This is a genomic window from Bifidobacterium tibiigranuli, assembly GCF_009371885.1.
GTDB classification, from domain to species: Bacteria; Actinomycetota; Actinomycetes; order Actinomycetales; family Bifidobacteriaceae; genus Bifidobacterium; species Bifidobacterium tibiigranuli.
In genome coordinates, this window is the sequence record NZ_QLZA01000013.1 from 1 (window position 1) to 12,854 (window position 12,854).

11 protein-coding genes, 1 tRNA gene and 1 pseudogene are annotated in these 12,854 nt (G+C 59.9%); 7 read left to right on the forward strand and 6 right to left on the reverse strand.

All coding sequences use genetic code 11. The features are described 5' to 3' along the window. Positions 1-219: 219 nt before the first annotated feature. Positions 220-292, reverse strand: a tRNA-Ala gene (locus tag DDF78_RS10680). Between the two features lie 251 nt (positions 293-543). Then, positions 544-1,674 (reverse strand): hypothetical protein, encoded by a 1,131-nt coding sequence (locus DDF78_RS10685; protein WP_152581774.1) that lies wholly within the window; start codon positions 1,672-1,674, stop codon positions 544-546. Positions 1,675-1,861: 187 nt separating this feature from the next. Between DDF78_RS10685 and DDF78_RS10690 the strand changes: the two genes are divergently transcribed. From DDF78_RS10690 to DDF78_RS10705, 4 genes are all read left to right on the forward strand, one after another. Further along, a complete protein-coding gene (locus DDF78_RS10690; RefSeq protein ID WP_162000824.1) occupies positions 1,862-2,698 on the forward strand; it encodes a DUF1287 domain-containing protein in 837 nt (278 codons plus the stop codon). A gap of 218 nt (positions 2,699-2,916) precedes the next feature. Then, the gene (locus tag DDF78_RS10695) at positions 2,917-3,321 is read left to right on the forward strand and encodes a pyridoxamine 5'-phosphate oxidase family protein (protein ID WP_152581773.1); all 405 of its coding nucleotides are present in this window, start codon (positions 2,917-2,919) and stop codon (positions 3,319-3,321) included. 414 nt (positions 3,322-3,735) lie between these two features. Beyond that, on the forward strand, positions 3,736-4,536 hold the full coding sequence (locus tag DDF78_RS10700; protein ID WP_152581772.1) for an SOS response-associated peptidase: 801 nt from the start codon (positions 3,736-3,738) through the stop codon (positions 4,534-4,536). Positions 4,537-4,776: 240 nt separating this feature from the next. Next, positions 4,777-6,246 (forward strand): MFS transporter, encoded by a 1,470-nt coding sequence (locus DDF78_RS10705; protein ID WP_152581771.1) that lies wholly within the window; start codon positions 4,777-4,779, stop codon positions 6,244-6,246. Here the strand turns inward: DDF78_RS10705 and DDF78_RS12160 are convergent. After that, complete coding sequence (locus DDF78_RS12160) at positions 6,236-6,457, reverse strand: DMT family transporter (protein ID WP_237564654.1); 222 nt, start codon at positions 6,455-6,457, stop codon at positions 6,236-6,238. The genes DDF78_RS10705 and DDF78_RS12160 overlap by 11 nt on opposite strands. After that, the gene (locus tag DDF78_RS12165) at positions 6,451-7,098 is read right to left on the reverse strand and encodes an EamA family transporter (RefSeq protein WP_237564655.1); all 648 of its coding nucleotides are present in this window, start codon (positions 7,096-7,098) and stop codon (positions 6,451-6,453) included. Before DDF78_RS12165 ends, DDF78_RS12160 begins: the two co-directional genes overlap by 7 nt. 389 nt (positions 7,099-7,487) lie before the next feature. Here DDF78_RS12165 and DDF78_RS10715 point away from each other — a divergent pair, with 389 nt between their 5' ends. The 3 genes from DDF78_RS10715 (at position 7,488) to DDF78_RS10725 (ending at position 10,912) form a co-directional block, all read left to right on the forward strand. Then, on the forward strand, positions 7,488-8,030 hold the full coding sequence (locus DDF78_RS10715) for a haloacid dehalogenase (protein ID WP_152581770.1): 543 nt from the start codon (positions 7,488-7,490) through the stop codon (positions 8,028-8,030). Between the two features lie 913 nt (positions 8,031-8,943). Next, positions 8,944-9,987, forward strand: coding sequence for a sensor histidine kinase (locus DDF78_RS10720; protein ID WP_152581769.1), 1,044 nt, complete (start codon positions 8,944-8,946; stop codon positions 9,985-9,987). Beyond that, positions 9,974-10,912, forward strand: coding sequence for a response regulator transcription factor (locus DDF78_RS10725; protein WP_162000823.1), 939 nt, complete (start codon positions 9,974-9,976; stop codon positions 10,910-10,912). The genes DDF78_RS10720 and DDF78_RS10725 overlap by 14 nt, the downstream gene beginning before the upstream one ends. A 36-nt stretch (positions 10,913-10,948) precedes the next feature. Here DDF78_RS10725 and DDF78_RS12170 read toward each other — a convergent pair. After that, a pseudogene (locus DDF78_RS12170) lies at positions 10,949-12,112 on the reverse strand (DUF2142 domain-containing protein); the annotation flags it as partial. Continuing rightward, complete coding sequence (locus DDF78_RS11880; protein ID WP_162000821.1) at positions 12,112-12,390, reverse strand: hypothetical protein; 279 nt, start codon at positions 12,388-12,390, stop codon at positions 12,112-12,114. The gene DDF78_RS11880 and the pseudogene DDF78_RS12170, both read right to left, overlap by 1 nt. Positions 12,391-12,854 lie beyond the last annotated feature (464 nt).

The window sequence follows — 12,854 nt, forward strand, 5'->3', positions numbered from 1 at the left end:
GGCCAAAGCGCAGCAGGAACGGGAAAGCGAACGGCATACCGGCGACGAGCCAGCCCCGGGCAGCGGCGTCGACTGGAACGAACTGCACGCCAGCACCCCATACCCCAACAACACCAGCTAAAAACCAAACCTAAAACACCACGAAATGGCCTATAACCCAAACTATCAGATACGAAAAAACCGCAGAATCGTTGAGATTCTGCGGTTTCTAGTAGTTTGTGGAGCTAGGGAGATTCGAACTCCCGACCCTCTCCATGCCATGGAGATGCGCTACCAGCTGCGCCATAGCCCCGAATTTCACTTATGTGATTCGTTTTGAACCTTTGACAGGTTACAACAGGTCGCTCTCTCCCGCAAACCGGCGTGTCGAATAGACGTATGCCGCTCGATCAGCAGTCGTAGCATTCCAGCGCAAGCAGGCTGACTATACCGCCTCACGAGGCATACGGTTTGGGCCTGGCATTCAGCGTGGTGCTGCCGAATGCCAGGCCCAAATCCAATCAATCAGCGCAAACTCTATGCGCCTACCTATACCCTATATATTTATTTTGCCGAGTTCGGAAGGATCTCCTGCGGCTGAACCGACGAATCGGCTCCGGATGCGGTCGAACCGAGTCCCTTTGCACTGGTGCCTGTTGCCGAACCGTATTCCTTGGAACTCGAAGTGTTCGCTTTGCCGTTACTGTTGGAGGAGCCGCCACTCGTACCGTTTACGGTGGTCGAACCGCTAGTCGTTCCTCCATTCGATTCGCTATTCGAACCGCCAGAGGTGCCGGAGCTAGGTGTCCCCGTGGAAGAGCCGGAGCCGGGTGTCCCCGTGCCGGAGGAACTTCCGGACCCGGGCGACGCCGAACTGCTTGAGGAGCCGCTTCCGCCCGTGGAGCCGCCGCTCGGCGTGGCTCCTGCGGTCGGCGTGCTGGTGCCTTGCGAACCGTGCTGGCCTGATTCCCCGCCGCTGGTTGCCGCGCCGTCGCTGCTGCTGGGCGAAGGACTCGGCGTCTGCCCAGCTCCCCCGCTCGTGGATGGTGCCGGAGTCCGCACGACTCTGGAATTGCTCACTATGTTGCGCACATAGTCATCGGTTCCCTTTCCTTTGGTCGCCAGCATGATGATGGCCGAAGTCAGGCCGACGGCAAGCAACGCGCTGACTACCGCCACGATGATGGCGACCTTGCGCCGACGGTGCTGATCGGCCTCGGAAAGCGCTGCGCCATGCCCTGGTTCCTTAGCTGTGCCCACTTCACCGGCACGCACAGTTCCTGCATGCGAGGCGTCTGCGTGCGCACCTTGAGAGGAGACAACCCTCGGCTGCCCACCTTCCTGAACAGGCAGGGTGGTGGTTTGACCGACTTCGCCATCGGCATGCGCGCCGTCCGGCCGCTCCGCGCCAATCACCATAGTGGAGTCAGACTCAGCTGATTGCCCGACACTCTGGCTATGCTCCTGATCTGCATCCGATCCGTTAAACGGTATGACGTTCTGAATCTTCTCGGATGAAGCCTTGAATACGTTCTGATAAATCTGCGAAGCCACCGTCGCCACTACTGAGCCGACGGCGACGCCGATGACCGATCCGGCGACACCGATTTTGGCCGACAGCAGGAATGACGTCACCGCTGCCAGCGCACCCGCTCCGATTTGGGTGAATGATATGCCCTTGAAAAAATTTCTCACGCTTTACGAGGGTAATATCTGCCGCTGTGCATATCCTCCGCGTTGAGTGAAAACTGCCGAATCCTTACATCGTGGGCACAACTCGCGCACGCCACTTTTGGCACACCCTCTTTGGCACGCCCCTCTTGGCACGCCCCACAGATACTCTTGGGAACCACACGCTGCACAACCGTCAGGGAGGACGCATATGGCACAGGGCGAGGCACCGGCATCCAATGGCGAGTGCGGAACAAACGGAACAGACGGTTCTCAGCAACGCCGGCCGCAGCGACGTACTGGCCGACGGACTCGGCGACGCACGATGCTGACCATTGCGCTGGCCCTGCTGCTGTGCGTAGCCGTTGCCTTCGGCGCAATCGCCGTGCTGATTCCACGGCTGCGGCACGATTCCTTGCCGGAAGAGTCTGTCACCGGCGGTATTCACGCCGTTGCACCGGCCTCGGTGCTGCATAGCAGCGTCGACTATGACCATGACGGCATCGACGATTACAGCGATATCCTCCAAGGTGCCCGGATGGATGCCAAGGCGCGCCCCGTTTACGATGCAAGCTATTACCAAGGCGGCTACCCGCCCGACAACCGCGGCGCCTGCACCGATGTGGTGTGGCGGGCCTTCAAGAACGCCGGCTACGATCTCAAGAACATGGTCGACGCGGATATCGCCGCAGACCCAACGTCATACGGGAACGCCATCACACGCCCTGATCCGAACATCGACTTTCGACGCACCGGAGTACTGGACGTTTTCTTCTCGAAGTACGGACAGCATCTGACCACCGACATCGCCGACCATGACGCGTGGCAGCAGGGCGACATCGTCATCTTCGAGAACGTCAAGCACATCGGCATCATCTCGGACCTGCGCGACGGGCAGGGCGTGCCGCTGGTATTGCACAATATGGGCCAGCATGATCGCGAGAACGACTATCTTGCGTTCCGCAAGCACATGCAGGTCACGGGGCATTATCGCTTCGATGCCTCGAAAATCCCGGCAAGCGTGCTTAAGCCCTGGCATGCTGGCTAGGGCGCCGAGGCGCTGAGACTACGAGCGTGCTGACCGAGTACGTGCCGGTTGGGCGCATACCGACCGAACTGACCGAGCGCGCCGACCGACCGAACCGACCGGGCGCAAGTGTTATTCTCCTTACTTTTGCGTCCTTTTGCGGCGAACGTCCTTGCCGGTTCAAAGCATGCGGCGGTATGCTGGGTGACGATAAAACCTAAGCCGAAAGGAAGCTTATTATGGCTACTCTGACCCCTGAGATCAAGGATTTCCTCGCCAACAACCTGTGCTGGATCGCCACCGTCAGCAAGGACGGCGAGCCTGATCTCGGCCCGAAGATGTCGATGTTCGTGCTCGACGACAATCACCTCGCCTACCATGAGCGCACCGCCGGCCAGCATTTCCAGAACCTCAAGGATGGCAGCAAGCTGGTCATCGCCTCGGTGAACTTCGCCGAAAAGAAGGGCTACCGCTTCCGCGGCATCGTGACCCTGCACACCGATGACGACATCTACGAGGCCCGCGTCAAGGTCGCCGAAGAGGAAGGCACCAAGAAGCCCGCGTGCGTCCCCGTGCTCGAAATCACCGAGATCCAGGATCTCTCCGCTGGCGCCAAGGCCGGCACCACGATTTCGAAGGACTGATTGGTCTGCTGTTCTGCGGCCGGTTGATGGCGATTCACTTTGAGACCCTTCTCTAGCGAATGATTGATAGCAGATAGCAGAACAGATGGCGGAAGGCCCCGTGAAGCACATGAAGCTCACGGGGCTTTTGCTATGTAAGGTTTATCCGTGAGGCCTATCCATGCCATGAGCGGTGCCATGCGTAGCCTTTTGTACGCTAGCGAATCTCTACCGTTCAAAAGACGACGCAAATTGGCCTAGAAACGTATCATTACGTACAGTAGCCACGAGTCGGCGTACAAAAGACTACGCAATCCGTCTGCATATGTGCGAAATGCAGGCCCACATCGCGCAGGAATATGGATAGCTGCGGTGTCCTGTGATGCACTGCACTGCATCACGTTGTGCCGTACCGTGCAAGGAAGGTGAATCGTCATGTGCCAAGCCTTCGCCGCCGACCTCGACTGGGACAACGTTGCCGCGCATTTCGACGTCACTGGCGTCTCTGCCATTGATAATAAGGACGTCGACGCTGACAGCACCATTCATCATTCCACAGCGGCACTCCCCTCGCCCACCTTCCATGCCACGCCCAAAACCGATATTGCCATTGTCGCCGGCGACTCGCACGGACGCCGCCACCTGCGTGCGGCCTACTGGTCGCTGATTCCACGATCATCGCAGACCATCGATTTGCGCTACCCGACCTACAACGCGCGCATCGAAACCGCAGCAAGCAAGCCGACCTACGCGCCTTCGGCCGCCTCGATGCGCGCGGTCATACCGGCCAGCGGCTACTACGAATTCAAAGGCGAACATCCGTTCTACTTCCATTTCCCCGACGACGCGCCACTTTTCATGGCAGGCCTGTACTCCTGGTGGCGCGCGAACGCGCATTCCCCGTGGCGCTTGACCGCCACGATCCTCACCCGCGATGCAGTCGGAGCGCTGGCCAGCGTCCACAACCGCATGCCCGTCCTGCTTCCCGACGACATGCTTGATGCTTGGTTCGCACCGCGTGCCACCGATGACGACACAGGCGCAAACCCCGACACACTCTCATTGCCTACCACAGAAAATGACGCTATCGCATCGCTGCTCGCCGCTGCGAACGACGCCGGAGGCAAACTCTCCCAACGCCTCGCCTTCCACGAGGTCGCCCCGCTGCACGGCGACGGCCCACAACTCATCGAACCAGCATCCAACTGGCATCAAGGACAAAGCCTGTTCGACTGAGCAAAACAAACATACGAACAAATGTTCGATTAAGTTTGTTCGCATCGTAAATCATCGCGTCTCGAATCGCTGCTCCACATTTAACGGGCCAGATTCCTTGTCAACCGATGGGTATTAGATAGCCCTCATCGAGGTAAAAACGCGTAACGTCTTGAAGACAGATTCATCTTTCTTCTTGAACGCGCGAGTATACGCGGGCCGGACGGTTCGCCACTTCTTCGCCTAGAAGGAGTGCAAGAGATGAATTCCCGTTTCATTCGCCATCGTCCGACACCAATTGGAGCAAGGCCGCCTCAGAACTTACGCGACGCATGGGTCGCTTTGCTCGGTCTGTCAGCCGTGTTCCTGTTCGAGATGCTGGACAACTCGGTTCTCAACGTCGCATTGCCGACCATCAGTCGGGAACTGAACTCTTCGGCTGCGGCTTTGCAGTGGGTCACCGGCACATATTCCATCGTTTTCGGCACACTGATGCTCGTGTTCGGTGCACTGGCCGACCGCGCAGGCCGGCGCAAAGTCATGCTGATCGGGCTCGTGCTGCTGGGAACGACTTCCTTCGCAACTGCATTCGTCACGACGACTGCGCAGCTCATTGCGGTTCGCGCCGCGATGGGCGTGGCGGCGGCCATGACGACGCCGGGCTCGAACGCGCTCGTCTTTCGGCTTTTCGCTGACGACAGACTGCGCGTCCGGGCCATGACCGTGGTGTCCACCGTGGGTCTGGTCGGTCTCGCGGTCGGTCCGATTGCAGGCGGCTTCGTGCTTGCCTTCGCGCCGTGGCAGGCGCTGCTGCTCGTCAACGTTCCCATAGCCGCCATCGCGTTCATCGCCATTCGTACCGGTATCCCTGCCGACTCGCCTGGCGAACTCCATCACGAACCGATAGATGCCTGGGGCGCAGTGTTGGGCACGGCAGCCATTGCAACCGCGTTGACCGCCCCGACGCTCTTTGTTCAGGCTGGTGCAAGGTCAGCAATGGCTTGGATTGCGCTGATAGCGGCGCTGTTCTTCACGGCTGCATTCCTGCTGCGCGAGCGCTCGTTCTCTCATCCGCTGCTGAATCTGCGAATCGTCGCGAAGCCGCTGGTGTCAAGCGGACTCGCGTTCAAAGCCGCATCCAATCTTGCCGTGGCAGGAATGGGATATTTCGTCACCTTGCAACTGCAGCTCGATTGGGGCTGGTCTCCCGCGCAAGCAGCGCTCGGCATGCTGCCGCAGGTAATCGTCCTGATCGCCGGAGGTGCGATCATCGATGTGCTCGTAGGCAAGCTGGGATTGAGCAAAGCGGCATGGCTCAGCTCATCCGCCGTGGTTGCCGGGCTGGGCATGTACTCGCTGCTCGGACGGTATGGATACGGCTGGATTGCCGCTGCGCTCGTGCTGGTGGCCGCTGGAATGCGCGTTGTCGGAGTCGTTGTGGGAACCAATGTCATGCGCGGCATGCCTGCCGACCGCACCACAATCGGAGCTGCTCTGGTCGATACTGCCGGAGAAATCGCAGCAGCGGTCGGCACCGCCGTGAGCGGCACTGTGCTCGCAATCCTCTTTGCCGGGCAGCTTGCCGACGGCTCATGGTCGGCGACCCAAACCACGGAGTTCCGATGCGCCGTCACCGTTGGCGAGATGCTGCTGACCGTCTTTGCCACAGGATTGGTTGTCTTTGGCATAGTTCGGGCTACCAGCGCTACGGCCCATACCTTCAGCCTGTAGTCGCGCTTTGCCGTCCAGCCGCCCAGACGAGTAGTGCGCCGGAAGCGGAGACGATGAGGACTCCTGCGAGCGCGGACGGGCTGATGGACTGGCCGAGCAGCAACATGCCGATGAGCGCGCCCATTGCCGGGTCGATGGCGAATAGGGTGCCGACGACTCGCGCTGAGGTTAGTCGCCCTGCGATCGTGTCCACCCCGTAGGGAATCACCACGCCGAGCAGTGCGGAGATGCCAGCAGGCCCCAGTGCGGTCCGGCGATGTGCGGCGCGTGGATAACGCTGACTGGCAGGGTCAGGAGCGCGCCGACTGTCACTGATAGGGCCAGTCCGTCAATGCCGTTGCCGCTTTTGCCGACTTTCGCGGCGAGAATCGTGTACAGGCCGAAGCATGCGGCATCCAGCAGGGCGAACAGGTAGCCAAGCGGGTCGAAGTAGCCGCCGGGCCCTAGTGAGATCAGCGCCACGCCGGCGAGCGCCAGCAGCGCGCAGCCGGCCTCGCGCCAGTGGCGTGACGAGGCCAGCGCGACCGCGCACGGGCCCAGGAACTCCAAGGTCACCGCGATGCCGAGCGGTATACGGCTGAGCGCCAAGTACAGGGTGATGTTCATGGCCGCCATTGCCGCCCCGTATAACGCGATGGACGCCCATTGTCGCCAGTCGCGGCCGCGCAGGCTCGGTCGCACCGCCGCCAGTAGTATGATGGCCGCGATCCCCATGCGCAGGCTGCTAACTGCAATCGGCCCGTACGCGCCGAACAGGCTGGTCGACAGCGATGACGACACCTGCACCCCGGCCGAGCGCACAGCACCAGTAGCGCCGAAGCCCCGGTCGCGCCGCGCGGCGTATGTAGCCACGCACGCAACGACGTCTTGTTAGCCATCATGCGACGAAGCAGCTGACGATTGCGGTTTCTGCAGTCCAGGCATGCCATAGACTCGAATTTCGCAAATTATCATCCTTGTCAGCAGGAATGCGCACCGCCATACTCATCATCGTCCTATCGCAAACTATCGCAAACATCCGGCATCCAAACGGTTCTCCGTAGCAGACACAATCCAGTCATACCCACAGGCGCTACTCTATCTCGTTCATGTTCAGACCAAGGAAACGCCACGCAATGGAGGAACCACCGCTCAGAGCGCAGAGGCGTTCCCATCCCTCTTTATAATTGAGAGGCGAGTGACTACTGTGAAAGTCGCCCGTGTCTTGCGATACGACATTGAACTTGCGAGGGGGTCCGGTCATGCATGAATCATCGCATATGCCGCGCTATGGTTTCGATATCGACGGCACGCTGTTCTCCGTCGGCCTGATTCTGCAGCGCTTCGGCGAAATCACGGGCAGGCACGTGACCTTCTCCACGATGACCGCCTACTCGTTCGCCGACAACTTCGGGCTGAGCAGGCAGGAGGAATACGACATCTTCTCCCGTATCAAAAGCGATGTGAACCTGCACAGCAAGCCTCTGCAGCGCACAGTGTCACTAGCCAAGGCATACAAGGGGCAGGGCTGTGAGGTCGACATCATCACCGCGCGCCGCCAGTCCGCCCTGAGCGACACGCAGGCCGCGCTGGGCAATGCGGGCATCCCCTACGACCACCTGTTCATGGACGCGCACGACAAGGAGCAGGTGATCCGGTCCCGCCACCTGGACCGCTACTTCGACGATCAAGGCGCGCTCATCGAGGCGCTGATGGACTCGGACGTCTCCTCCTTCTGCGAGCTGACTCTGGTCGACGCGCCATACAACCACGGCTACCGCTGCCACAGCCGCCTCTACGTTTGAGATTCGCATTTTGCCGCTGGCAACAGAGCCTATCTCGTGCTGCTTATTCGATGTCATGCGCCGTGCCCGCCTCTGAGCAAAATCTATTAAGCACTTTCCTCCGCAAGACCACTTGTATGAGCCCTTCGAAGTCATTGCGACGTCGCTCAGATTGGCGGAATTGCAACAATCTTGCTCAGGACGTGATGCGTGCATACTTTCGGTAGGTGCTTAATAGATGAAAAAAGTGCTTAATAAACGCTTATGCCACGCTGACGCCGCGATCATCACGCAAATACCATGCCTGCGCTGCGCAAGTCGCCCTGTCTTGCGCAATTTGCTCCCGTGTGTCTCGCTCAGTCTCCCATAAGTCATCTATTCAGCACTTTTTTCGTCTATTAGGCACTTGCCGAAGTAGACAGTAAATCCGACTAAAGCATTTTCGCAGAATACCGCCGTTTCTGCGGCCCACTACACAGCCGTTCTACCGCATTCGAACGTATATTTCCCAAAATGTGCTTAATAGATTTTATAAGAGGATTTCATAAGGATGTCGGATACCCAGATTGGACAGCCGCGGACAGTGAACTACGAACATCGCCGCTCAAAGGCTCTGTGGGCACGATATCACACCCCACGTTAGGCGCTGTGCCTACTATAAACACATATTCACTGCGGAAGGCGGGCGAAGGCTTTGGAGAATACGTCAGTTCCTTATGCGAACGGGAATCTTGCGAGCGGGAATCCAGCGGCTCCTGCAGCTTCTAGGACTCCCGCATATTCTGCAACGGCTCAGGCAGCTTCAACGGCTCCTGCAGCTTCCGCGGCTTTCGCTCCACCCCGCGCAGACCGAACTCTTATCGCCATCGAGGCCATCGCGGCGCTATGCGCGTTCGGCGGGTCGCAGTATGGGCGATGGCTGTGGCTTTTACTCGTGCAAATCGCGGCGTGCGCTGCGCTGCTGCTCATCACGGCACGGACGAAGCAGGCGCTCGCATGGCGGATTTGCGACATAGGGCTGTTTCTGGTGGCGATGTCGGTGGTGCCGTTCGGCGGCCTTGGCGGGCAGCTGCTGCTGTATGCGACGGCTGCTGCGGTCGCCGGGCTGGATTCGGCGCGGTTGGGATGGTCGCTGTTCGTGTGCGGCTTCGGGTTCTGCGTCGTGCTTTCCTCGTTCGGTTGGTTTGCCCGGCCTTTGGACGTGCTGCCGATGGGCTTCGCTGGCGCAGCGCTGATGCTCTACGGTCGCTCTCGTGGCATCATCCAGCAGCAGGCGGATCAGCTGGCAGCCGACCTGCGCACAATCGAATCGCTTACCATCACCCGTGAGCATGTGCGTATGGCCGAGGACATGCATGATTCCATAGGCCAGCAGCTGGCTTCGATCCATTTCCACGCACTCGCCGCGGCCCAAGCACTTGCCGACAATGCGCCAAGCGATGTGGCGTCCCGCCTCATCGATATCGACCAGCTCACGGTCGCGGCCCAGCAGCAGGTGCGCCGACTCGCCCGAGCGTCCAGTCCTGCGGGCGCGGAAGGCATCATATCTGACGCGTCCGTGGCACGTTTCGTGGATTCCTTCCAGTCGGCCGGGCTAGTCGGCGAGTTGCGGCTTGTTGGGTCGCTGGATGCTCTGAGCCTCGCAGACAAGGCGCTCCTGTATCGCGGATTGCAGGAATTGGCTTCGAACGCGGTGCGGCACGCCCGCGCAACCCGGCTCTTGTTCGAGATACGTGTGGAGCCGCGTCGTTGGGCGCTCGCCGTGCATGATGATGGCGTTGGATTGGACGAGGCCGACATCAATCATGGTTTCGGGCTGCGCACTTTGCGCGAACGGACACGCGCATGCGACGGCGAACTGAGCGTGACCGATTTCACCCAGCTGGGAGGCGGCATGGTCACGCTTGCAGTGCCACGAAGGTTTGAGTCGGGCGGCGAGTCGAATGATGGAAAGGACGCGACCGATGGGCGCAGATGACATCATGGCGTCTTCGCATTACGACAGTCATGTGGAAGATGCGCATGTAGGAGGCATGCTGAATGACGGTGATGCCGTTCCTGCACACGGCACCGATGCAATCCGCGTGCTCATCGTGGACGACCAGGTCATCGTGCGCTCAGGACTGGCCGCGATTCTGGCTCGCACGCATGGCATCGACGTCGTGGCGCAGGCTGGAAGCGGCACCGAGGCATTGCGCCTGCCCGAGCTTGACGAAATAGACGTAGCACTGGTGGACGCGCGCATGCCTGTGATGAGCGGCCCGCAATTCATCGCCGCACTGCGTCGCGATCATCCGAACATCGCGTGCATTCTGCTCACCGCGTTTGACGAGGACGACAATCTGCTCGAAGCGCTGCAGGCCAGGGCTGCCGGGCATTTGCTAAAGGACGTGTCAGCGGAAGAACTCGCCGAAGCGATTCGCGATGCCGCGCACGGCAGATCGGTTCTGGGCGACTCCGAGGCGCGTCGGCTGATGCGCATGGCGGGCACGCCGCGCAATGGCAGCACAGCCCGGCATTTCGATGGAGATTCCACCAATCAGCCATATACAAAAACAGTCTTCGCTGCGGGGCCAGACGAGACCTTCGGCGAGGAATCCGGCATGCGTCCGAATAGAGACTCCCCCGAGCATTCAGCCGCGCGTTTCTCCGATGAACATTCCGATGCCGAGCATGCTTTCTCAACGCTGGCAGACATGGAAATGACCGACATGGACAGGCGCATCGTCGCGCTGGCGGCGCAAGGGCGGACCAACGCGGAAATCGCGAATGCGCTGTTCCTGGCACGCGGAACGGTGAAGAACCATCTCAGTGCCATTTTCGACAGGCTCGGGGTACGCAACCGTACCGAACTTGCCGTACTGCTGACCCGTCACGGCCCGACGGTTTTCGATCGGCGCTGATAGGCAATCCGCAAGCTGCAGCACCAGCAGCGGTACCAAGGGCAGGAAATACCGGCTATTGATACCGCCCACCCCACTTTCCTGCTCCGTGGTGAATTCCAGCCACACCGAGGCATAGATCAGCATGACGCAGGCCGCCATAAGCAGCCGAAGCAGCAGCCATACCACGGATTGACGCGTTCCTCGGCGTCTCCACGCCAATAGCGCGGACGCGATTGCAGCAGCCATCAGCAACCAGAACAGGAGCAGCAGCGGACTTTCCCACCACGTCCAGCCTTGCAAACGCACGATGCTGCCGATGATGCGGCGGATAAGCGGCCACGGGTTCATCAACGTCATGCGCTTACGTACTGCGATCTGCGCGTCCGAAACACGCGAGGGATTCGTCGCGTAGCCCGTCCCGACAAGCATCCACGCCAGCAGCAGAGCAATCGAAACGGCGCAGCCCACAAGTGTAATCAGCCGCTGCCGTGCCGGCAGATGCTGATGCCGTGCAACAGCGACAACAGGCATCAGTGCAAACGGCGCATACGACAGTTTCGCCAGTGCCAGCAGACCCGCCGTGACTGACAGCGCGAGGCAAAGCGTCGCACTGGGTCGTCGCTGCATGCAGCGGTATAGCAGGCATGCGAACATCAGCGCCAGCGCATCGAGCTGCGAATCGGCAGAGATTGCAAAGGAAGCGGGAACCGTCATCAGCATTGCAACCGCGATAGCCGGGAGTCGGCGGCAAGGCAGCAGCATCAGCCCCGCGCACGCCAACGCCACATACGTGGCGAGCATGAATGCCTCGGCCAAGTAGAAGCGCTGCGAAGCGTTGAGCGACAACACCTTGCCTAACGCGAAGGCCGTCAACTGAGGCAGATACGCAGATGGCGGATACACGGCCGTGTTATCGAACGGGACCTCGGCCGTTCGCCCATCATCGACCGCGATGGAATCCGGCGCGACCAGGCCGCACACGTAGCTGCCCTTATGGGCCAGCGAAAAACGCACCATATCGTCATCGACCCGACCGCCTACGTTGTGCGCCGCGTCGGGCTGCTCATCCGATGCCGCATGAACCGGGCGGGCGAGCATATCCCCGTTCACGATGGCATCTACGCGATACACATGCGCCCAAACGTCAGGCGTCGACCCCGGTGGCAGCAGCACGATGCCCATAGTTCCACACAGCAGCAGCGCCAGCGCCGCAAGCATCACTTCGCGGTTCCTCCTTCGCCAGTAGCAATTGACTTGATGACGAGATATTCCACGGCAATTTCTTCCGCAGTGAAGTTTTTCGCGATGGTCGCGTGCATTGCAGCCGCAGTCGCAGCCAACGCGATCACAGCCGGCGCAGCCGCGAACGTTGTGATTGTCTGCGCCGCGGCTTTGCACAGAGCAATCGCATCGGCCGCACGTACATTGACTGCGTGCGTGATTGCGGCCTCGCAACCTGCCCAAATTGCACAATCCGCCCCAACTGCACGATCCATCCGAACCACACAATCCGTTCGAATCGCACAATCCATCCGAACCGAATCCGCCCCATCGCATGCCGATCGCCCCGTATATGCGTCGTAAATATTGTCACGATCCATATTCGAGGCCCGGCCAGCGCCCCGCCACCGGCACAAGTCACTGCCTGCATCCAAAAGTCACTGACAGGATGCCGATGGCGGAAACTGCCGATTACACAGTGCCATGCGTGCAGCGCCAAGACACATGCTATTCCCATACGCTAATCATGGTGAAATCCACAGGCATACCCTGAAAACCGATGAACAATGGCTTCCAACGATGAAGACGACTAGCGACAGGTCGGGCAGCACTCCATAAAGAGTTTCACCAGCCTGCATAACGCAGGGAACAAGCGCGCGATACTATCAAGTGCAAGAACGACAGTGGATCTCGTATGGTTCAGATCACTCAAATTACTCAGATTGCGAAGGATGTGACG